The following is a 22,061-nucleotide window of genomic DNA, read 5'->3' as shown; positions in this document are numbered from 1 at the left end:
CGCGGCGGCGGCCCGGTTCAAAAGCGCGTGGAGCGCTGCATTCTAGAGAGCGAGCGGCGGCTTGTCCCGGTTGTCGTGCCGCGGGTCGCTTGGGCTGAGATTCACACCGCTGATTACGCTCGTTGCGCTATTGCGCGGTGCGGCTGAACTGTTAAGTTCGCCACAGCCCGCCGTGCGTGGGCCAGACCATCTCAGGTAAAGAGGCCAATAAGAATGCAACCTGATTTCTGGAACGACAAACGTCCCGCCGGCGTGCCCAACGAGGTGGACATGGCTGGCTTCCGCTCGGTGGTGGAAGTGTTCGAGCACTCCTGCAAGACATACGCCGACCGCCCCGCCTTCAGCAATATGGGCGTGACCTTGACCTACGCCGACCTGGAGCGGTGCTCCTCGGCGTTCGCGGCCTGGCTGCAGAATCACACCGACCTCAAGCCCGGCGACCGCATCGCCGTGCAGATGCCCAATTTGCTGCAGTACCCCATCGCCGTATTCGGTGCCCTGCGTGCCGGGCTCATCGTGGTCAACACCAACCCGCTCTACACCGCGCGGGAGATGCGCCACCAGTTCAAAGATTCCGGCGCGCGGGCGCTCGTCTATCTCAATACCTTCGGCAAGCTGGTGCAGGAGGTGCTGCCGGACACCGGCATCGAGTACCTCATCGAGGCGCAGATCGGCGATATGCTGCCCTCGCTCAAGGGGCTGCTCGTCAATGCGGCAGTCAAGCATGTTAAGAAAATGGTGCCGAGCTACAGCCTGCCGCAGGCGACCCCGTTCAAGCAGATCTTGCGCGATGGCGGCCGACACAGCCTCAAGCCGGCCACGCTTGGCCTGGATGACATTGCCGTACTGCAGTACACCGGCGGCACTACGGGCGTGGCCAAGGGCGCGATGCTGACGCACGGCAACCTGGTGGCCAACATGCAACAGGTGCGGGCCAACATGCAGCAGCTGGACGAGCACGGCAAACCGGTAATAGGTGAGGGGCAGGAAATCATCATTGCGCCGCTGCCGCTGTATCACATCTATGCGTTCACGGTGAACTGCATGTGCATGATGGTCACGGGCAACCACAACGTGCTAATCACCAACCCCCGCGACATCGATGGCTTCGTCAAGGAGCTGCAGAAGTGGCGGTTCACCGGCTTCCTCGGGCTGAACACCTTGTTCGTCGCACTCATGTCGCACCCGGATTTCAAGAAGATCGACTTCTCCGCGCTCAAAGGCACCAACTCCGGGGGCACGGCGCTGGTGTCGGCTGTGGCCGAGCGCTGGAAGACGGTGACGGGCGTGACGGTAACCGAAGGCTATGGGCTGACCGAAACGTCGCCGGTGGTCAGCGCCAACCCGCATGGTGACAAGTCTCGCTTGGGCACCGTAGGCCTGCCGCTGCCAGGCACGGCGCTGAAGGTAGTGGATGACGACGGCCGCGAGCTGCCTGTTGGCGAGCGGGGCGAGCTCTGCGTCAAGGGCCCGCAGGTAATGAAGGGCTACTGGCAGCGCGAGGAAGCGACGGCCGAAGTGCTCGATGCGGAGGGCTGGCTGAAGACGGGCGATATTGCAGTGATCGATCCCGATGGTTTCGTGCGCATCGTCGACCGTAAGAAAGACCTGATCATCGTTTCGGGTTTCAACGTCTATCCGAACGAGATCGAGGATGTCGTCGCCGCGCATCCAAAGGTGACGGCGTGCGCTGCGATCGGCGTGCCGGACGAGAAATCCGGCGAGGCGGTGAAGTTGTTCGTCGTGCGCAGCGACCCCAGCCTGACGGTCGAGGAGTTACAGGCGTATTGCCGCGAGAACTTCACCGGCTACAAGATTCCGCGCCACATAGCCTTCCGCGATTCGCTGCCGATGAGTGCTGTCGGCAAGATCTTGCGCAGGGAGCTGCGCGACCAGGCGTGACGGCTGTCGGGGGGCAGCCTCACTTTCAATTACAGCGTGACCGCTTTAACGTAAGCGGTCACTTTTGTGCCGATCTGTGCCTGCCTGGACACTGTTCGGCTAGTTTCAAAACTGCTAACCTCGAACCGCTTTTTGGCGGGATTGCGCTACAAAAATTAACAAAACACAACAAAACAGCTGCGATGTGCGGTAAAGCTGTCGCTTAGGAGTGGGGTTTCATGACCGATAACTTCTGGAAGGATAAATATCCTGTCGGGGTCAGTAGCGAGATCAATCCCGATGAGTACCAGAACATCCAGGCAGTGCTCAAACAGTCCTGTGAGCGTTTCGCAGACAAGCCGGCCTTCAGCAACCTCGGCAAGACCCTGACCTATGGCGAGCTCTACGAGCTTTCCGGGGCATTCGCGGCCTACCTGCAACAGCACACCGACCTGCAGCCTGGCGATCGTATTGCCGTGCAGCTGCCCAACCTGATCCAGTACCCCATCGTCGTGTTCGGTGCCATGCGCGCCGGGCTCATCGTGGTCAACACCAACCCGCTCTACACCGCGCGGGAGATGGAGCATCAGTTCAACGATTCCGGCGCCAAGGCGCTCGTGTGTCTCGCGAACATGGCGCACCTGGCCGAGGACGTCCTGCCCCGCACCGGCATTCGGCATGTGGTGATTACCGAAGTCGGCGACATGCTGCCGGCGCTCAAGCGCATGCTGGTCAATGCGGTGGTCAAGCATGTGAAAAAAATGGTGCCCGCCTACAGCTTGCCCAAGGCGGTGAAGTTCACCGAGGCGATGGCGCTCGGCCGCGGAAAGGCGTTGCGCGAAGCTAACCCAGCGCGTGATGACGTCGCGGTGCTGCAATACACCGGCGGCACCACTGGTGTGGCCAAGGGCGCAATGCTGACCCATCGCAATATCGTCGCCAACATGTTGCAGTGCCGCGCGCTGATGGGCGCCGAACTGGGCGACGGCTGCGAAACCATGGTCGCGCCGCTGCCGCTTTATCACATCTACGCGTTCACCTTCCATTGCATGACCATGATGCTGATCGGCGCGCACAACGTGCTGATTACCAACCCGCGCGACCTGCCGACCTTCGTCAAGGACCTGGGCAAGTACCGTTTTACCGGCTTCGTCGGTCTCAACACCTTGTTCGTCGCGCTGTGCAACAACGAAGACTTCCGCAAGCTCGACTTTTCCGCGCTGAAGGCCACCTTCTCCGGTGGTATGGCGCTGCAGCTGGCAGCGGCCGAGCGTTGGCGGCAGGTTACGGGCTGCGAAATCTGCGAAGGCTTCGGTATGACGGAAACCAGCCCAGTGGTGTCGGTGAATCCTTTCGGCGGCATCCAGATCGGCACCATCGGCATTCCTATGCCATCGACGTCGTGCAAAGTGATCGACGACGAAGGCAACGACCTGCCGGTAGGGGCGATCGGTGAACTTTGCGTCAAGGGCCCGCAAGTCATGAAAGGCTACTGGCAGCGCCAGGAGGCCACCGACGAAATCCTCGACGCCGATGGCTGGTTGAAGACAGGTGACATTGGTCTTATCCAGGAAGACGGCTACCTGCGCATCGTCGATCGAAAGAAGGACATGATCCTGGTGTCCGGCTTCAACGTGTACCCGAACGAGCTCGAGGACGTGCTTGCCACGTTGCCGGGCGTGCTGCAATGCGCGGCGATCGGAGTGCCGGACGACAAGTCGGGCGAGGCGATCAAGCTGTTCGTGGTCGTCAAGCCAGGCGAAAGCCTGACCAAGGAACAGGTCATGCAACACATGCATGACAACGTCACCGGCTACAAGCGGCCCAAGACCGTCGAGTTCCGTGACAGCCTGCCTACCACCAACGTCGGCAAGATACTGCGCCGCGAATTGCGTGACGAAGAGTTGCGCAAACTGGGCAAGAAGTAAGGCTTCTGTCGCTCACTCGAACCCGGCCGATCTGGCGGGGTTCGTCGTTTCTGGCTCTCGCTTCAGACCCGTTGCTGGGCTTAGCTGAAGTGATTGACCTCGCGCTCGAGCGCGTCGGCCAGGCTCTTCAGTTGATGCGCGGTGTTGGCCAGTTCGGCACCGGCCTTACGGCGGGACTGGTTGTCCTGCGCGACGGTGTGCAGGTTCTGGCTGAGCACCGAGGCAGTAGCGCTCTGCTCGCTGGTGGCTCGCGCGATATCGGCGAACTGATCGAGCGTCTGCGCTGTGTGCGTCTGAATGTCATCGAGGGTTGCGGCGACCTTACCGTTGAGCGCTAGTCCCTGCTCCATCAGGCGGTTGCCTTCGTCGATGGAGGTCATTGCGCGGTTGGTTTCGTCCTGGACCGACTGGATCACCTCGGTGATTTCACGCGTGGCCTGGCTGGTGCGAGCCGCCAGGCTGCGGACCTCATCGGCTACCACGGCGAACCCGCGGCCCTGTTCGCCGGCACGTGCGGCCTCGATGGCTGCGTTGAGGGCCAGCAGGTTGGTCTGCTCGGCGATGCCGCTGATGACACCCACGATGCCGCCGATCTGCTGCGAGCGCTCACCGAGGCCGTTGATGACCTCGCCCGTGGACGACAGCGAACGGGCGATCTGCTCCAGTGCGCCGGCGGCCGAACGCATCGAGTCGGCGCCCTGGCGAGTAAGGCCGACGTTTTCTACCGTCAGTTGCTCGGTGCGCTGCATGCCGTTGGCAATATCCCCAGCGGTGGCGCTGAACTGTTCTACCGCGCTGACCATCGAGTCGAGCTGGGTCGCCTGCTCGGCCGAACGCTGCTCGGTGCCGGTCGCCAGCGTGTTGAGTTGGTCGGCTCGCTGGGTGACGTCGGTCGAGGAGCTGCGGACCTTGGCAACGGTACCCGAGAGCGATTCGGCCATTTGGTTGAACGTTGCCGAGAGCGCACCGATTTCATCCTGGCGCACCACCGGCACGCGCACCTTCAGGTTACCTTCGCCAAAGGCGCGGGCCTGTTCGACCAGGCGGCCAAGCGGGCGCAGGCGATGGCGCAACAGGACGATGGTCGCGGCCACCGCGAGCAGCAGTGCGAGCAGGCTGCCCAACGCCAGTTGCGTGCCGACGCGCCAGATCAGCGCATCGATTTCTTCCTGAGGCAGGGTGGCCGCCACATGCAGGGTCTCCTGCTGGACGGGCGCCGAGAGGCTCACGAACTGCGCGTCGCCGTCGTTCCAGGTCAACGGCTGATTCGGTTCGGCCTTGGCAATCAGCGCGTCTAGCGCGTCCAGGGTGGCGGCACCGGCGGGCTTCACCAGCCAGCCGGTGACATCGTCACGAACAGCCAGCGAGCCGCCTGTGCCAATGCGGAACTCGGAGAGGGTCTTGAACTGGTCTTGCTGTTCCTTGGTGTAGTCGAAGCCGACGTACAGCACGGCGATGACCTGCCCGCTGCCATCGCGAACCGGGGTGTACTGGTTCATGTACTGGCGGCCGAACAGGGTCGCGCGGCCCACGTAAGGCTGCCCATTGATCAGGGGAGCATAGCCCGGATGCTTGCGATCGAGCAGGGTGCCGATGGCGCGTGAGCCGTCTTCTTTTTTCACCGACGTCGTAACGCGCAAGAAGTCATCGCCAGTGCGCACGAAGACCGTTGCGGCGCCACCGGTCAAGTTGGTGAATTCATCGACCAGGGTGAAGTCGCCGTTCAGGCGCTCGCCGTTCAGGTACAGCGAAGGTGCCGTCCCGTCCGTCGCCGGGCCGAGCGTCAGGCCCGAGGCGAAGCGCCGCTCGAACAGTGTGGCCAGGCGCTGGGTGCTGGTGCGCAGGGTCTGGTGAAAGCTGGCGAGCTGGCCCGCGAGCAGTTGTGCCTCGCTGGCCAGGTGCTGGCGATGAGCGAGTTCGGTCGACTCGCCGAGCGAGCGCAGCGCGAACAGGCTACTCCCGGCGATGACCACCGCAAGCACGCCGGATAGCGCCAGGCCCAACTGGCCGGCAATACCGGAACGGGTTCCAAACATTCGTGTACTCCTGGGCGGGACGGTGGTCGCGCCCGTCTCTTATGGGTAGGGCGGTGCAGGCAAGAACAGCAAGGCTGGTAGCGCGAATATCGGCGCAACTCCTGCGGCCTTGAGCCGGGCCGACAGACGTACATACCGGCATTCGCGGCGCGCGCATTCATGCATGAAAAGCTTTCAGCCCGCTTTCGGTGCCATTCTTTTGCCACTGCCGGCGACCGGACCAACGGCCGGTGCGCTCGTCGGATGGAGCCGAACGCTTCTTCAGGCGCACCGGTCTACCCCCGCATGGCCGCGTCCGCTTGATGCCGTAGGGGACGATGGCGCATGCCATTTCGCGGCCTGCCCATCAATCTCGTTGCAAGGATGAGTTACCCATGCACAAGAAAAACAATGCACGTCGGGTAGTTGCTTCTTTCGCTGTACTGGCTTCCACCGCAGCCTTGGCTGCACCCAACGCAGAGGTCGAGGCGTTCAACGATTACTGGAGCCCTGGCAAACCTAATCCCCGCGTCTGCCAGTCGCCGCTGCTGGTCGGCACGCCGCTGGGCCTGCCGCGCTGCATGCAGGCCAGTAACGTCATGACGCACCTGCAAAACCTGCAGGACATCGCTTCGCTGAACAACGGTAACCGTGCTTCCGGTCAGCCCGGCTACCAAGCCTCGGTCGACTACGTACGCAGCACGCTCGAGCGTGCCGGCTACCAAGTTCGCATACAGACCTTTCCATTCCTTGCCTTCTATCCCGAGGGGCCGGGCTCGCTGGCAGCCGTTGCCCCCCAGCCGGTGCAGTACACCTGGGAGGAAGATTTCGCTTATGCCGATCAGACCGATCCGGGCAACGTAACCGCGCCGGTGGTGCCGGTCGACCTTGCGCTGGGCGTGGGCAATGCCTCCACCAGCGGCTGCGAGATGGACGACTTCGCTGGCTTCCCCGCTGGTGCAATCGCCTTGATCCAGCGCGGTAGCTGCACCTTCGGGCAGAAGGCCACCAACGCCGCAGCCGCAGGTGCGGCCGGTGCGATCATCTTCAACCAGGGCGATACCGACACCGAGGACCGCACCGGATTACTCGTCGCGACGCTGGGCGAGGATTACGAAGGCGGCATCCCGGTGATGTTCAGCACCTACGCTAACGGCGTTGAATGGGCCGGCACCGAAGGTTTGCAGCTGAGCATGAATGTCGATGTGGTTCGCGAGCGAACCGAAACCTACAACGTGCTGGCCGAGACGCGGCGCGGCAACCCGGACAACGTCGTCATGGTTGGTGCGCATCTGGATTCGGTGTTCGAAGGCCCCGGCATCAACGACAACGGCTCCGGCAGTGCGGCCCTGCTCGAGATGGCGACCTTGATGAGCAAGGCACATCCACTGAACAAGGTGCGCTTTGCCTGGTGGGGCGCAGAGGAATCGGGACTGGTCGGTTCGACTTATTACGTTAATCAGCTTCCCGAGGAGGAGAAGGCGCAGATCAAGGCGTACCTGAATGTCGACATGATCGGCTCGCCGAACTATGCCAACTTCATCTACGACGGCGACGGCTCCGATTTCGGCCTTCAGGGCCCACCCGGTTCCGGTGCAATCGAACGGCTGTTCCGCTCGTACTTCCAGCTGCGCAACGCGCCCTCGGAAGGCACCGAGATAGACTTCCGTTCCGACTACGCGCAGTTCTTCGATGACGGCATCGCCTTTGGTGGGCTGTTCACCGGCGCGGAAGACGTGAAGACAGTCGAGCAGGCGCAGCGCTATGGCGGCACGGCCGGAGAGTCGTTCGATCCGTGCTACCACAGTGAGTGCGATGACCTGAGCAACATCGACACCGAGGCGCTCGAGCTTCACGGCGATGCGCTGGCCTTCGCAACCAGCTGGCTGTCGTTGTCGACCAAGGTGATCGACGACCAAATCGCAGCGGCCGCCGAGCAGAGCATTGGTGCGATGCGTATCCAGAGCGTGCAGGAAAAATCACGCTGGGGTCACTGGATCCGGTAACCGCTTGACCACCGCACCGGTTCGCCGGCGCGGTCCCACCGTTCCCTTTTCCTGCGGCCAGCCGGGCAAATCTGCGACAATCGCGCCCTTCTCGAATCTGCCCACGGCTGTCCATGACTGACGCAACGCCTGCCCCTGAGCAACTCCTGAACAACCTCGACCAGGTGATGTTCGCCGACCGCCATCGCCTGCGCCGCCAGCTGCATGATCTGCGAAAGAAAGCGGGTAGCGCGCCGATTGAGGGCGATGGCCTAGCGCGCTGGATCGAACGCTTCGAGGCCTCCGCCGCCAAGGTCGAAGCGCGGCGCCAGAGCGTGCCGGTGATGCGCTACGACGACCAGCTGCCGATCGCTGCCAAGCGCGACGAAATCAAGGCTGCACTGGCGAAGCACCAGGTGCTGGTGCTGGCTGGTGAAACCGGCTCGGGCAAGACCACTCAATTGCCAAAGATCTGCCTGGAAATCGGCCGCGGCGTGCACGGGCTGATCGGCCATACCCAGCCGCGGCGCCTGGCCGCGCGCAGCGTGGCGACGCGGGTGGCGGAGGAAATCGGCACACCGCTGGGCGAACTGGTCGGCTATCAGGTGCGTTTCGAAGACCACAGCCAGGACGGCACGCTGGTCAAGCTGATGACCGACGGCATTCTGCTGGCCGAGACGCAGCACGACCGCTTTCTGGAAAAGTACGACACGATCATCGTCGACGAGGCGCACGAGCGCAGCCTCAATATCGACTTCCTGCTCGGCTATCTAAAGACTCTGCTGCCGCGCCGGCCGGACCTGAAGGTGATCATCACCTCGGCGACCATCGATCTGGATCGCTTCAGCAAGCACTTCGATAACGCGCCCATCGTCGAGGTGTCCGGTCGCTCCTATCCGGTCGACGTCTGGTACCGGCCCCTGGCCGCCGAGACCGACGAAGACGGTAACCGGGTCGAGGACGACCTCACCGTCGACCAAGGCATCCTCGCCGCGCTGGGCGAGATCGAGGCGCATGAAAAACAGGTCGGCCAGCGGCCCGGCGACGTGCTGGTGTTCCTGCCCGGTGAACGTGAAATCCGTGACGCCGCCGAGGTGCTGCGCAAAGCCAACCTGCGGCACACCGAGGTGCTGCCACTGTACGCACGGCTGACCCCGGCCGAGCAGCAGAAAATCTTCCGCCCGATGCCGGGTCGCAAGATCGTGCTGGCCACCAACGTGGCCGAGACTTCGCTTACCGTGCCGGGGATCCGCTATGTGATCGACTCGGGTACCGCGCGCATCAGCCGCTACAGCTACCGCGCCAAGGTGCAGCGGCTGCCTATCGAGGCCATTGCCCAGGCCAGTGCCAACCAGCGCAAGGGCCGTTGCGGGCGGGTAGAGTCCGGGATCTGTATTCGTCTGTATAGCGAGGAGGATTTTCTCGGCAGGCCGGAATTCACCGACCCGGAAATCCTGCGCACCAACCTGGCGGCGGTCATCCTGCAAATGCTGCACCTGCGCCTTGGCCAGATCGAGGATTTCCCCTTTATCGAGCCGCCGGACGGCAAAGCCATCAGCGACGGCTTCAACCTGTTGCAGGAGCTCTCGGCGGTCAACCGCGAGAACCAGCTGACGCCGCTCGGCCGCCAGCTGGCGCGCCTGCCCATCGACCCGCGGTTGGGGCGAATGCTCCTCGAGGCGGCCAACCTCGGCAGCATGCAAGAGGTGCTGATCGTCGCCAGCGCATTGTCCGTACAGGACGTGCGCGAACGACCGGCCGACCGCCAAACCCAGGCCGACCAGGCGCACGCGCAATGGAAGGACCCGGACTCCGACTTCGCCGCGCTGATCAACCTCTGGCGCGGTTTTGAAGAACAGCGCCAGGCCCTCGGCTCCAATGCGCTGCGGACCTGGTGCCGAAAACATTTCCTCAACTACCTTCGCCTACGAGAGTGGCGCGACGCGCATCGTCAGCTCACGCTGATCGTGCGCGAGCTGAAACTCGGCGCGGGCCGGGCAGTGGATGGCTCCGGCCATCCACTCCACGAAAAGCCTGGGGCGCGCGGAAATCGTAGAGTGGAAAACGCCGAAGGCGTTTCCACGCGTCAGGCCGGGGCCGACGCCCAGCCCGTGCGCACCACCGACAAACGCGTCAACGCCAAACTCGCCCAGCAAGCCGAGGCCAGCGAGGCAGCGGTGCGTGCGAAGAGCTACGCGGCCGTGCACAAGGCTATCCTGGCTGGCCTGCTCAGCCAGATCGGCAGCAAGACCGAGGACGGCGACTACCTCGGTGCTCGCCAGCGGCGTTTCTGGATTCATCCGTCGAGCGTCATTGGCCGGAAGAAGCCTAGCTGGGTGATGGCGGCTGAATTGGTGGAAACCACCAAACTGTTCGCGCGCATGGTCGCCAAAATCGAACCGGACTGGATCGAGCCGCTGGCCAAGCATCTGATCAAGAACAATCACTTCGAAGCGCACTGGGAAAAGAAGCGCGGGCAGGTCGTGGCCTTCGAGCAGGTCACCCTGTACGGCATGATCATCGTTGGGCGCCGCCCGGTGCACTACGGGCCGATCGAACCGGCGCTGTCTCGCGAGCTGCTGATTCGTGAAGGGCTGGTGCGTGGCGACATCAGCAGCCGCGCCCGTGCGCTGACGGCCAATCGGCAATTGCTGGAGCGGCTAGACGAGCTGGAAGCGAAGGCCCGCCGGCGCGACATCATTGCTGACGAAGAAACCTTGTTCGGCTTCTACGATGCACGCATCCCGGCGGACATCTACCAGACCGCCAGTTTCGACAGCTGGTACAAGCGCGAGGGCGCCAAGGACCCGCAGCTGCTGATCATGCGCGAGGAAGATGTGCTGGCCCGCGACGCGCGGGAGGTCACCGCCGCGCAATATCCGGACGTCCTGCAGCTTGGCGAACTCCAGCTGCCACTCAGCTATGACTTCGAACCGGGCAGTGAGCGTGATGGCGTGACGCTGCGCGTGCCGGCGCCGCTGTTGCCGCAACTGCCGCGAGATCGGCTCGACTGGTTGGTGCCTGGGCTGATCGAGGCCAAGGCCGTGGCGCTGATACGCGGTTTGCCGAAGGCCATCCGCAAGAATTTCGTGCCTGTGCCCGATTTCGTTAGCGCCGCGCTTTCCAAGATCACCTTCGCCCAGGGTTCGCTCTTCGAGGCGCTAGGCCGCGAACTGCAGCGCATGACCGGTGCACGGATACCGGATGAGGCCTGGCCAGAGGCAGTCGCCGGGCTGGACCGGCATCTGCAGATGAACATCGAGGTGGTCGACGCCAACGGCAAGTACCTGGGTGAGGGTCGCGATCTGGCGACGTTGACTGCGCGCTTCGCCGAGGCGAGCCAGGCGGCGTTGGCCGTGCCGCAGAAAAAGGCTGAGGCGGACACGCCGGTCGAAGCGCGCGCCTTCGAGGCAGTGCCGGAGAAAACTCAGCAGAAGGTCGCCGGCCTAGCCATAACGGTCTATCCGGCGCTCGTCGACGAGGGTGGGGTTGTGAAGGAAGGGCGCTTCCCGACCCAGGCGGAAGCGGATTATCAGCATCGCCGTGCCCTACAGCGTCTATTGCTTCAGCAACTGGCCGAGCAAGCCAAGTTCCTGCGCAACAAACTGCCGGGGCTCACCGACCTCAGCCTGCTGTACCGCGACATGGGCAAACCCGATGCGCTGATCGAAGACATTCTGCTGGCCAGCCTCGACGAGGCCATTCTTGCAGGCGTCTTGCCGCTGCCGCGTGAGGGCGCCGCGCTGGCCTCGCTGGCTGAGCAGAAGCGCGGCGGATGGACGGAGCACGCCGAACGATTGGCGCGCCGGGTGTTGGACATCCTCAAGCTGCGTCAGGCCTTGCAGAAGCGCTTCAAGGGCAAGATCGACCTCGCTCAGGCGGTCGCGCTGAACGACATCAAGGCGCAACTGGCGAACCTGATCTACCCCGGCTTCGTCCGCGACACGCCAACCGAGTGGCTGAAGGAATACCCGCGCTACCTCAAAGCGATCGAACAACGCCTGGACAAGGTGGGTGGGCAGCTGCAGCGCGACCGCGTGTGGACGGGCGAAATCGCGGGTTACTGGGAGAAGTATCAGGCCCGTGTCGCCAAACATGCGCAGGAAGGCAAGCGCGATCCGCAGCTCTCGCAGTACCGCTGGATGCTCGAGGAATACCGCGTCTCGCTATGGGCGCAGCAACTGGGCACGAAGATGCCCGTGTCAGACAAGCGTTTGAACAAGCAGTGGAGCGAAGTCGAGGTTTGATCCACGCTGAACGCGACGTATCGCGCCAAATCGGGCCGTGACCGCGGTTCGCCAGCGAGCTTGCTTTAGATCAGCGCGCCGGCGTTCAGCGGTTCGCCAGCAAGCTGGCGCCTACCAAAGAGCGGGGCCGGGCACGAGATACCCGGTGTGGGAGTAATTTCTACCTGCAGCCTGGGCCGCTGCGATGAAAGGGGGCCGGCAGCGTCCGCTCCTATGGATCCTAATGAAAAAGGCTTCGGCGCTGGGCGATGGGCAACCGCGCGGGGTCGCCCACTGTGCGCATGCCATGTATCGGCTTCAGGCGGGCCGTGTTACTGAACGTCGAAGGTTGTGGTAGTGCCGTAATACAGCCTATCGACGGCCTTGCCAGCGACCTTTTGTCCGTTGGCCGGCGCCTCATGGCCGCTTGCGACGATATAGCGGCCAGCGCCGCCGACCGGCACCGCGACCTGGCCGTTGGCGTCGGTCTTGAGTTCCTTGGCCTGGTTGTCCGGCGTGATCAGCATGACGTCGTTTTGCGCTACGGGCTCACCCTTGAACAGCAGAGTGAAGCGGTCGGCGCCCGCTTCCACTGGCACCAATTCGAAATCCATGCCCGGCTTGGTTTCGGTGCGGCCATGGCGGGCATGCATCAGGGCAGCCGTCATGCCGCCCTGGTCGTTCTTCCAAGGCTCCCAGACCTGATCATTGATGGCGCGTACATCACCGGTTCCGTCGAGGCGGGCTTCCAGATGATCGTCATGCACGCTGAGCGGGGCCGAGCCTGCCGACTGGCCGCCGAGCAGCCGGGTGGTAGGGGCGAGTGCTGCGATGGTCTCGCCGCGCTCGAGTACATCTTGGTCCGGTTCGCCGAGGTAGAGCTTGACGGGGCCGTTGCCGTCGCGCTCGAGCCAGAGTTCGTGAGCAGAAGCGGGCAGGGCGATTGCGCCGAGAAGCAGGGCACAGGCAAGGGGCTTGAGCATGGTCGTTCCTTGTTTGATGAGTCGGGTTGAGCCGAGTGGCCGGTGGAGGGCGGGCCGCCCCTCACGGCGCGAACGGGATGCTGACGAAGCGGCGTGCAGCCTGGAATGCACCGCACGGCCAGGCGCCTGGCTTGCAGCATCGACCGGAAGACTAAGTTCCTGAGAATGCCTTGTAAACGAGAATATATCTCGATTTAGAGATATTTGAATGCCCATGTTTCGACGGGAACGGAGAGGACACTGCTCGATTCCCGTCGGGCGGAGTGGCTTGGCTATGCTCGTTTGCGCATCGGTCAGCTTCAGAAGCTATTTCGAGCGGGCCGGCGCTGCCTGCCGATTACCCAGCATCCGCGCCAGAACATCCTCATCGTTAGGGCGACGGCGATGGGCTACGACCATAGCCACATGGCCGACCACTAGTACTAGCAGAAGCCAGCCCAGCCAGCTATGCAGCACGCCAGGCGCGGTCATCCAGTCGATGGGGCCGTTGTCGAAGCCGGCCATCAGTGGAATGCCGAACGGCTCGAATGCCCGGCCCGAGCCGTATTGGCGCAGCAGGCCAATGGCCGGGACGATGAGCATCAGCGCATACAGTGCCAGGTGGCCGAGTGTAGCCATGGCGCTGAGCGAGGCGGGGCGGTGGCCCCGGTTGTAGAGCGACCAAAGCCCACGTAACACCACGAGCCCGATCAATAGCAGGCCGACAACTTTATGGGTGCCCCAGAGAAAGCCCTCGATGGCCGTGTCTTCGAGCAGCAGGTGAGCCAGTGCCGTCGCGAATTGCCAGGCAAGGATCGCGGCCATGCTCCAATGGAAGAATCGGCTCAGTGTGCCGTAGCGAGCCGGGCTGTCGTGCAGTTGCCTTTTGTGGGCGCTCATCAGGGGTGCCTCAGGTAATGGTTTGGGTGAAGCCTATCCGCTCTAGGACGGGCCTTCAACGCCATCGTCAGCTTGCGACGTTCAGTTTGCCGTTCACGTCGAGGTGCAGCCGCAGCATGTCTTCGGCCAGGATCAAATTCCCGGCGTAATAACGGTTGGCCTCGGCCCGGATGTCTTCGATCGACAGGCCTCGCCCGGGAGAGCTCTGATAACGCGCGCTGAAATGCGTGAGCACCAAGTTCGGCAGCGCGAGTTGCTCCGCGAAGCGGGCCACCTGGGCGGCCGTGCTGTGGCCGAATTCGGCCTTGCCGGCTTCGGCGATGGCCTGGGTGTACGTTGCCTCATGCACCAGAACGTGCGCGCCCTGGCAGGCATCGCTCAGCAGCGCCGGGCAGTCGTTGTCGCCGGCGATCACTACGCGACGCGGCGTGCGCGTCGGCTGCAGGTAAGCCTCGCTGTGCAGCGTCGCTCCCTCGTGAATCACGTCTAGGCCACGCGCCAGCTGGCCCCATAGCGGACCTCGGGGGATGCCGTCGCGCTCCAGCCGCTCGATGTCGAGCCGCGGGTCGGGGCGTGCCTCGGTGAAGCTGAAGCCCCAGCTCGGCACGCGGTGGGACAGTGAAGCAGCCGACACGATCACCTGGGCGTTGCGCCAGCCCTGAAAGGTCTCGGTGGCGTGAAAGCGCAGCTCGTACGGCAAACCGCTCAGGCTCATCTCGAGCGTGGCGCGCACCCAGCCCTCGATAGCGGCAGGCGCGATGATGTCCAGCGGCGCCTCCCGGCGTGCCATCCCTGCGCTGGCGAGCAGGCCGGGCAGGCCATAACAGTGATCGCCGTGCACGTGGGTGATGCAGATCGCTCGCAGGCCATGCAGCGTCAATGGCGTGCGCAGCAATTGATGCTGCGTCGCTTCGCCACAGTCGACGAGATACCAGCCCTTGCCGCTGCCTTCGAGCAGCGCGACGCCACTGACGTTGCGTGCCCGCGTAGGGGTGCCGGACGAGGTACCGAGAAAAAGCAGATCCACGTATGTATTCCCGTGTCGATCGAATGCCAGCATGGTCCTGCCTCGCCGTCCTGTCTGCAACTCAGGTTCTGGGTAAGCAAGGCGTCAGGCGGAATCGGGATCGCATATATCTTTTCGGTACTAAGAAAGCACGAACTTATATTAAGGATTGCTAGTCGATCCCGTTATGCTGCGCGTCATCGACATGGCCCTAGCGGCCTTCAGGTGGTGTGCGCGATGGAAATAACTGTTCTCGGCTTTGTAGTGGCGGGCCTGCTGGTGGGCTTCATCGTCGGCATGACCGGCGTAGGCGGCGGTTCGTTGATGACGCCGATCCTGCTCTGGTTCGGTGTCAATCCGGCGGCGGCAGTCGGCACCGACTTGCTCTACGCAGCGATCACCAAGGCGGGCGGCGTCTGGGTGCATCAGAAGAACCGCAACATCGATTGGTCGATCACTGGCTGGCTGGCCCTCGGCAGCGTGCCGGCCGCCGCGCTGACGCTCTGGCTGCTCAAGGGTTTGCATTCGGACCAGGAGACCCTGAACGCCATCATCAAGCAGTCGCTGGGCGTGGTGTTGGTGCTGACGGCCGCGGCGGTGCTGTTCAAGAAGCGCTTGCTTGCGTTCGCCGCGCGGCTCTCCGGGCCGACACCGCGCCTCTCGCCGCGCGGCCTGAATGCGCTGACGGTGGCGGTGGGTGTCATCCTTGGGGCAGTGGTGACCCTGACCTCGATTGGCGCCGGCGCCCTGGGAACAGTGGCGCTGTTCTTCCTCTATCCCTTGCTCGCGACCAGGCGCCTAGTGGGCACCGAAATCGCACACGCCGTGCCGCTGACACTGGTTGCCGGCCTCGGCCACGCCAGCATGGGCAACATGGACTGGACCATTCTGACCTACCTGCTGATCGGCTCGCTGCCGGGTATCTACCTGGGCAGCAACCTCTCAGGGCGTGTCCCGGATGCCGTGCTGCGCCCTTGCCTGGCGATCATGCTCGCCACGATCGGCTATAAATTGATCTGATCAAGGCCCTACAGGAGCAGACATGCCGCGCGGCGGCGCGGCGGTCAGGCTGCCCGATGACGCACGCAACATTCCGCTTCTATGCAAGGCTGAACGCCTTCCTTCCCGCCGAGCGCCGCGGCCAGGCTCTGCATTGCCGCTGCGCCCGCGACGCCACCACCAAACATATGATCGAAGCCCTCGGCGTGCCGCACACCGAGGTGGCCCTGGTGCTGATCGACGGTGAGCCAGTCGGGCTCGAGCGGCTAATAGAAGACGGCGACCGCGTCGCTGTCTATCCGCGCTTCGAGCGACTGGACCTCGGCGTGTTTCAGCCGCCAAGGCCGGACGGGCAACCCCGTTTCGTGGCCGACGCCCACCTCGGTGGGCTGGCGCGGCTGCTGCGTATGGCCGGCTTCGATACGCTCTACGACAACGGCTTCGAAGATGCCGCGATGGCCGACCAGGCCAATCGCGAAGGGCGCATCCTGCTGACCCGTGACCGTGCGCTGCTGATGCGCCGCGTGGTCCGCTACGGTTGCTACGTGCATGCGCAGCGGCCGGCCGATCAGTTTCGCGAACTCTACTCTCGGTTGGACCTGGCCACGCACATGGCGCCCTTCAGCCTGTGCCTGGCCTGTAATCGGCCGCTGCACGCCGTGGACAAGCAGCAGGTGTGGGCGCGCTTGCCCGAGCGTGTACGGCAGCGGCATGACCGCTTTCAGGGCTGCGATGGTTGCGGCGGGCTGTTCTGGGAGGGCTCGCACTGGCAAGACATGCGGGCGATGCTCGCGACCCTGACGAATAGCACCTGAGCGAGCCGAACCACCAGGGGCCACGTCGGGTCTGGGTACTATCGACCGCTGCTCACCGGAGCCTTCGGCATGCGCTCACGCAGATATCCCTACCTGATGTCCGCCGTACCGATGCTCGCCACGGGCCTGGCATGCGTCGCCATCGGTCTTTCGACCGAGGCGGAAACCTTCGTTTGGATGGCGCCTGGCTTCTTACTGCCGGGCTTGTTCCTCGCGGTACTCGGCGCAAGCGGGCGGGTGCGCTGAATGACGCGCGGCCTGGTTCGGTTGGCTAGAGGTATTTAAGCCAGCCGATATCCCGCCGCCGCGCCTTCAACTCGGCGAACCAGCGCACCGCCGGGAAGAGCACCACCGCCAGTATCAGGGTGCTGATCCACAGCGGCCACACCGCGTCGAAGCCGAAGTGCGTACCACGATTAAGGCCCCAGACCGCCACCGCGGCGATGTACAGCAGCTTCAGCACGTACAGGTGAAGCAGATAGAAAAACATCGGGGCTGCGCCTAAGACGGTGAGCGGGCGTATCCAGCGCTGTGCCTGACTGCGCTCGAAGGCCCTTAACAGCAACAAGCCGCAACCGAGCGTGAGGCAGAGGAACAGCAACGAGGGCGGGTACTTGGTGATATTGAGCAGACTCATCAGCGTGCGCAGGCCATCCTCGCCGCCACTCCAGGGCTGCTCGCCATAGCCATTGACCAGTCGCAGGGCGACGAATGCCAGTAATGCGGCGAGGCCGGCATTCACCAGATAGTGCTGACGCTGGACCGAATCGGTGCCTCGAGCGAACCAGGGGCCGGCGGCATAGCCCAGCGCAATCACTCCGATCCAGGGCAACAGCGGATAGGAGGTGCGCAGACGCAGGTTATCGGACAGTTCGATCCACCCTCGGTCATGCAGGATCGCCCATGGCACATGCAGGGCCGATTCCTCGGCGAACTGCAGGGGGTCGAGCAGGTTGTGGCCGGCGATGATCACCAGACCAAGCGTTGCGAGCATTGGCCGAGGCAGCCAGAGCAATGCGGCGAGGGCAAGCATGCTCAAGCCAATCGCCCAGATCACCTGCAGGTAGATGACGCCTGGCGGAAATTGAAACGTCCAGGCGAAATTCACCAGCGTGAACTCCAGCACCACGAGAAACAGCCCCCGCTTGAGCAAAAAGCTCGACACTGCGGCGCGCCCGGTTTGCTTCTCGCCGTAGAGAAAGGCAGAGAGCCCGGTGAGAAAGATGAACACCGGGGCACAGAGGTGCGCCAGGGTCCGGCTGAAGAACAGTGCCGGCTCGGTGACGCTGACGTCCATCGGGTCGGGTACCTGCATGTGCAGCAGAAAGGTTTCGCGAACGTGGTCGAGCAACATGAACAGGATGACCAGCCCGCGAAGCGCGTCGATGGATTGCAGACGTGTCGCGGAGGGCGTTGTAGCAGCTGGGGCGGGCATGGATCACTCGAAGCGGGGCTTGCGGGACGTGCGCACGGAGTGGCGCAACGCGTTGGGCGCGATACGTTATAACAAAAGCGGCCCGGCGACCAACAGAGCGTGGCTGCGCGCTTGGCGGCTGCATCGATCCCGAGCGCGTGGCCAGGCGTTGCCCAGCCACGCAACTGACCCATGACCCGCTCAGCCAGGTCATGGCGACGTCGTTGGAGGAACGCTTTACGTCGGCTCGCAGTTGACCATCCACGACACGCCAAAGCGGTCGACCAGCATGCCGAAGCGTTCGGCCCAGAACGTTTTCTCCAACGGCATGATGACCTGGCCGCCCGCAGCGAGGCCGTCGAATACACGTTCGCTCTCGGCGATGGTTTCGGGATGCAATGAGATGGAGCAGCCCTTGATGCCTTCGTACGACCCGCCGCCACAGGCCGGATCGCCCGGCATGGTGTCCGAGGCCATCAGCCGGACGTCACCGAGCGTCAGGCACACGTGCATGATCCGTTCGCGGTGTTCGGCCGGGAAATGCTCTGACTCCGGCGCCTGGGCAAAGGTCATCATTTCCAGATCACCGCCCAGCACGTGCTGGTAGAACGTAAAGGCGTCGCGCGCCTGGCCATCGAACGTAAGGTAAGGGGTGATTTTCATGCAGGGCTCCTTGAGCGTGAGGTGAGGTTAGGCCTTGTCTGTATAGCCTGCGGAGAGGATTCCCGCCGGTAGTGCGGTGGCGGCACGGGTTCCGTCCAATCGCTAGTCGAATGCGGTGGGTGCGGATCGACATTGCCCGTCGGAGCGCTCGGGGTTTCACCGACTTGTTTGTAGAGGATTCGGCGTCCCAAATTTTTTTCATACACCGTGCATCCGTTCCGGCGTCTGGCGGGTAGTACCGGTAGCGGCCACCTCGCCGCTCAACCCGATCACTACCCGGAGACACAAAAATGGACGCGAAAAATATTCTCTGCCTGACCGGTCTGACACTGGCCCTCGGATGCTCTGCCAGCGCCTTCGCTCAAATGAACGTACCTGAAGCCGTGCGCGTACCGGACGGGCACAGGGTCGCGATGGAGACGGTCGGCGTCGGCCAGATCACTTACGAGTGCCAAGCCAAGACGGACATGCCCGGTCAGATGGCGTGGGTATTCATGGGGCCCAAGGCAGCGCTCAACGACCGCAGCGGCAAGCAGGTCGGCACCTATTACGGCCCGCCCGCCACATGGGAATCGATGGATGGCTCCAAGGTGACCGGGACTCAGGTCGCTGTCGCGCCGGCTGGCGAGGGCAACATCCCGCACCAGTTGGTCAAGGCCAATCCCGCTGAAGGCAAGGGCGCGATGACCGGCGTGACCTACATCCAGCGTGTGGCGACCAAGGGCGGCGTAGCGCCGGAAAAGGCGTGCGCAGCGGCCAACGAGGGCGAGCGTCAGGTCGTCGATTACCAGGCCGACTATCTGTTCTGGGCGAGCAAGTGAGTAAAGCGCAGCGGGTGAAAAGCTGCTCGATATGAGCGCTGATCGCCTCTATGCTCTGACTCCCCGGCATGCATGCGCCGGGGGTGTCGATAACCAGCCAATGGCAGATTCCGTGTCGCAATCCCCCTTGTTCGATTACGAAGCGGCACTGCGCGCCTGCGCGCGTGGCGATCGCTCAGCGCTGCAGCATCTTTACGAGCAGGAGAGCCCGCGCCTGCTCGGCGTAGTGCAGCGCATCGTGCGCGACCTGGCCCTGGCTGAAGACATCGTCCATGACGCCTTCATCCGCATCTGGAACAAGGCCGGGACATACGATCAGACGCGTGGCTCGGCCCGCGGCTGGATTTTTAGCCTGACCCGCCATCTGGCCTTGAACGCAGTACGCAACAATGCCCGCCACGTCCAGATGGAACCGGACGAGGAGGGCGACATCGAGCACACAGCCCTCGATGGCTGGCAAGAACAGACCGACGCCTTCGATTGGCGGGTAAACCCCGGCAGGATCGAAGCCTGTCTCGAACAACTCGAACCGGTGCGCCGCAATTGCGTGTTTCACGCTTACGTCGACGGCTATTCGCATCAGGAAATTGCCCAGCGCCTGGGTGCGCCACTGGGCACGGTGAAAGCCTGGATCCGCCGCAGCCTGACCGCCCTTCGTGAGTGCATCGGATGAACAACGAACCCAATGATTCGCACGAGACCCTGCACGAGCTTGCCGGTGAATATGTGCTTGGCACCCTCGATGCGGTAGACCGTGAGGCGGTCGAAACGCGCCTGGCCGTCGAGCCTAAACTGCAAGCAGCGGTCGACTACTGGGAGGCGCGGCTGCATCACCTGACCGACCTGGTCGAACCAGAGACACCTTCGCCGCGTTTGTGGAATCGCATTCAACGCACCCTGGACGAAGCGAATCGTCAGGCTGTTCCGGTAGCACCAGCGCGCCGGTCGAGCTGGTGGGACAGCTTGTCGTTGTGGCGCGGTTTTGCTGCGGCTGGCATGGCCGCTACGTTGGTACTTGGGGCCTTGCTGGTGACGCGCATTCCGCCAGACCCCTCGCCGACCTGGCTCGTGGTGCTCGCTGCCCCGCAGGACCTGTCACCGGGTTGGGTGGTGCAGGCCAGCAATCGAACGCAGGAGATCGAGCTGATTCCGTTGGGCGTCACCGAGTTGCCGCCGGATAAAGCCCTGCAGCTCTGGACCAAGGCCGAAGGCTGGCAGGCACCTGTCTCCCTCGGGCTGGTCAAGCCGGGTGAGCCGGTAAGGATTCGGCTCGACGATCTGCCGCCGTTGCAGCCCAACCAGCTGTTCGAACTGACGCTGGAACAGCCCACCGGCTCACCGACCGGTCTGCCGACCGGGCCGATCCAGTTCATCGGGCGGGCGGCAAAGGTGATCTGACGGCTCAGCCGCGAGCTGGAATGTTCAATCCCTTGGCCACCGCGGGTCGTGCGACGAAGGCATCCAATACCCGCTGTACGTTGACGAAGCGCTCGAACTCGACCAGCTCGCGTGCCTCGTAGAAACCGACCAGATTGCGCACCCAGGGGAAGGTGGCGATATCGGCGATGCTGTAGCGCCCGCCCATGAGCCAATCGCGGCCTTCGAGGCGCTTTTCCAGCACGCCGAGCAGGCGCTGGGTTTCGGCGAGGTAGCGGTCGCGTGGCCGTTTGTCCTCATAGTCCTTGCCGGCAAATTTGTGGAAGAAGCCGAGCTGGCCGAACATCGGGCCGATGCCGCCCATCTGGAACATCAACCACTGGATCGTTTCGTAGCGAGCGGCAGCATCATCTGGGATGAGCTGGCCCGTCTTCTCCGCCAGGTAGAGCAGGATCGCGCCCGACTCGAACAGTGCCAGAGGTTCGCCACCCGGCCCGTCGGGGTCGAGAATGGCAGGGATCTTGTTGTTCGGATTCAGCGAGAGAAATTCGTCGGACAGCTGGTCTTGAGTCTCGAAGCTCACCAAATGCGGCTCGTACGGCAGGCCGACTTCTTCCAGCATGATCGATACCTTCACGCCGTTCGGCGTTGGCAGCGAGTAGAGCTGCAGGCGGTCAGGATAGCTAGCGGGCCATTTCTGGGTGATGGCGAAGCTGGACAGGTCATGCATGAACAATCTCCGATGGGGTCGGTTGGGTGTGCGTTCTGCCTTCGAAGCGGTAACCGCGGAAGTGGCGCGGCAGGCACACCTGCCCGAGTCTAGCTGGGATGTATTCGTGAAGGCACGTACGCATCAGGCTCTGAATGAGAAGGGTGGTTCCGGCTGTTCAGCAGGGCGCACGACACGCTCGCAGACCAACCCTGTCTCGGCGGCTACACGCCGCGCCGCGTCGGGGTCGTCAGCAAAGGGCAGTAACGCGCTCTGCTCAGCGGCGCGGTCGTCCAGCCTGGTCAGGCTCAGTAGGCCTCCGGACACGCAGATGACGGTAAGGCAGATCAGCAGTCCCAT

At 63.4% G+C, this 22,061-nt stretch carries 18 protein-coding genes; 10 read left to right on the top strand and 8 right to left on the bottom strand.

Annotated features, from left to right (window positions below; all coding sequences use genetic code 11):
• Positions 1-213: 213 nt before the first annotated feature.
• Positions 214-1,902, top strand: coding sequence for a long-chain-fatty-acid--CoA ligase FadD2 (fadD2, locus tag KXR72_RS06195; protein ID WP_437420200.1), 1,689 nt, complete (start codon positions 214-216; stop codon positions 1,900-1,902).
• A gap of 218 nt (positions 1,903-2,120) precedes the next feature.
• Positions 2,121-3,809: a long-chain-fatty-acid--CoA ligase FadD1 gene (fadD1, locus tag KXR72_RS06190; protein ID WP_437420199.1), complete on the top strand. Its 1,689-nt coding sequence runs from the start codon at positions 2,121-2,123 to the stop codon at positions 3,807-3,809.
• An 80-nt stretch (positions 3,810-3,889) separates the two neighbouring features.
• Here fadD1 and KXR72_RS06185 read toward each other — a convergent pair whose 3' ends face one another.
• A complete protein-coding gene (locus KXR72_RS06185) occupies positions 3,890-5,845 on the bottom strand; it encodes a methyl-accepting chemotaxis protein (protein WP_437420198.1) in 1,956 nt (651 codons plus the stop codon).
• A 374-nt stretch (positions 5,846-6,219) separates the two neighbouring features.
• Here KXR72_RS06185 and KXR72_RS06180 point away from each other — a divergent pair, with 374 nt between their 5' ends.
• Together KXR72_RS06180 and hrpA are read left to right on the top strand one after the other, a co-directional pair.
• Positions 6,220-7,830: a M28 family metallopeptidase gene (locus KXR72_RS06180; protein WP_437420197.1), complete on the top strand. Its 1,611-nt coding sequence runs from the start codon at positions 6,220-6,222 to the stop codon at positions 7,828-7,830.
• Between the two features lie 113 nt (positions 7,831-7,943).
• Positions 7,944-12,056 (top strand): ATP-dependent RNA helicase HrpA, encoded by a 4,113-nt coding sequence (hrpA, locus tag KXR72_RS06175; RefSeq protein ID WP_437420196.1) that lies wholly within the window; start codon positions 7,944-7,946, stop codon positions 12,054-12,056.
• 311 nt (positions 12,057-12,367) lie between these two features.
• On the opposite strand, the gene KXR72_RS06170 is transcribed toward hrpA, so the two are convergent.
• The 3 genes from KXR72_RS06170 to KXR72_RS06160 all read right to left on the bottom strand — a co-directional run bounded on the left by KXR72_RS06170 (position 12,368) and on the right by KXR72_RS06160 (position 14,924).
• On the bottom strand, positions 12,368-13,018 hold the full coding sequence (locus KXR72_RS06170; RefSeq protein ID WP_437420195.1) for a DUF4198 domain-containing protein: 651 nt from the start codon (positions 13,016-13,018) through the stop codon (positions 12,368-12,370).
• A 306-nt stretch (positions 13,019-13,324) separates the two neighbouring features.
• Entirely contained in the window at positions 13,325-13,897 is a 573-nt protein-coding gene (locus tag KXR72_RS06165; protein WP_437420194.1) for a cytochrome b, read from the bottom strand.
• A 67-nt stretch (positions 13,898-13,964) separates the two neighbouring features.
• Positions 13,965-14,924 carry a ribonuclease Z gene (locus KXR72_RS06160; RefSeq protein ID WP_437420193.1) on the bottom strand — a complete coding sequence of 320 codons (960 nt, stop codon included), beginning with the start codon at positions 14,922-14,924 and terminating at the stop codon, positions 13,965-13,967.
• A 216-nt stretch (positions 14,925-15,140) separates the two neighbouring features.
• Between KXR72_RS06160 and KXR72_RS06155 the strand changes: the two genes are divergently transcribed.
• The 3 genes from KXR72_RS06155 to KXR72_RS06145 all read left to right on the top strand — a co-directional run bounded on the left by KXR72_RS06155 (position 15,141) and on the right by KXR72_RS06145 (position 16,963).
• On the top strand, positions 15,141-15,923 hold the full coding sequence (locus KXR72_RS06155) for a sulfite exporter TauE/SafE family protein (RefSeq protein ID WP_437420192.1): 783 nt from the start codon (positions 15,141-15,143) through the stop codon (positions 15,921-15,923).
• A gap of 56 nt (positions 15,924-15,979) precedes the next feature.
• Complete coding sequence (locus tag KXR72_RS06150) at positions 15,980-16,717, top strand: Mut7-C RNAse domain-containing protein (RefSeq protein WP_437420191.1); 738 nt, start codon at positions 15,980-15,982, stop codon at positions 16,715-16,717.
• A gap of 69 nt (positions 16,718-16,786) precedes the next feature.
• Complete coding sequence (locus tag KXR72_RS06145; protein ID WP_437420190.1) at positions 16,787-16,963, top strand: hypothetical protein; 177 nt, start codon at positions 16,787-16,789, stop codon at positions 16,961-16,963.
• Between the two features lie 25 nt (positions 16,964-16,988).
• On the opposite strand, the gene KXR72_RS06140 is transcribed toward KXR72_RS06145, so the two are convergent.
• Together KXR72_RS06140 and KXR72_RS06135 are read right to left on the bottom strand one after the other, a co-directional pair.
• Complete coding sequence (locus KXR72_RS06140) at positions 16,989-18,152, bottom strand: DUF1624 domain-containing protein (RefSeq protein WP_437420189.1); 1,164 nt, start codon at positions 18,150-18,152, stop codon at positions 16,989-16,991.
• A gap of 216 nt (positions 18,153-18,368) precedes the next feature.
• Positions 18,369-18,794 carry a VOC family protein gene (locus KXR72_RS06135; protein ID WP_437420188.1) on the bottom strand — a complete coding sequence of 142 codons (426 nt, stop codon included), beginning with the start codon at positions 18,792-18,794 and terminating at the stop codon, positions 18,369-18,371.
• A gap of 290 nt (positions 18,795-19,084) precedes the next feature.
• On the opposite strand from KXR72_RS06135, the gene KXR72_RS06130 reads away from it, so the two are divergent.
• The 3 genes from KXR72_RS06130 (at position 19,085) to KXR72_RS06120 (ending at position 21,013) form a co-directional block, all read left to right on the top strand.
• The gene (locus KXR72_RS06130) at positions 19,085-19,615 is read left to right on the top strand and encodes a DUF3455 domain-containing protein (RefSeq protein ID WP_437420187.1); all 531 of its coding nucleotides are present in this window, start codon (positions 19,085-19,087) and stop codon (positions 19,613-19,615) included.
• A 112-nt stretch (positions 19,616-19,727) separates the two neighbouring features.
• Positions 19,728-20,288 (top strand): sigma-70 family RNA polymerase sigma factor, encoded by a 561-nt coding sequence (locus KXR72_RS06125; RefSeq protein ID WP_437420186.1) that lies wholly within the window; start codon positions 19,728-19,730, stop codon positions 20,286-20,288.
• On the top strand, positions 20,285-21,013 hold the full coding sequence (locus tag KXR72_RS06120) for an anti-sigma factor (protein ID WP_437420185.1): 729 nt from the start codon (positions 20,285-20,287) through the stop codon (positions 21,011-21,013). The genes KXR72_RS06125 and KXR72_RS06120 overlap by 4 nt, the downstream gene beginning before the upstream one ends.
• 4 nt (positions 21,014-21,017) lie before the next feature.
• Here KXR72_RS06120 and KXR72_RS06115 read toward each other — a convergent pair whose 3' ends face one another.
• Entirely contained in the window at positions 21,018-21,722 is a 705-nt protein-coding gene (locus KXR72_RS06115) for a glutathione S-transferase N-terminal domain-containing protein (protein ID WP_437420184.1), read from the bottom strand.
• 123 nt (positions 21,723-21,845) lie between these two features.
• Positions 21,846-22,061: a hypothetical protein gene (locus KXR72_RS06110; protein ID WP_437420183.1), complete on the bottom strand. Its 216-nt coding sequence runs from the start codon at positions 22,059-22,061 to the stop codon at positions 21,846-21,848.

Origin of the sequence: Stutzerimonas chloritidismutans (genome assembly GCF_051486945.1) — a bacterium.
In the GTDB taxonomy this organism is placed as follows: Bacteria; Pseudomonadota; Gammaproteobacteria; order Pseudomonadales; family Pseudomonadaceae; genus Stutzerimonas; species Stutzerimonas chloritidismutans_B.
The sequence above is the reverse complement of the archived record's forward strand: the minus strand, read 5'-3'. Positions and strand labels throughout refer to the sequence as shown.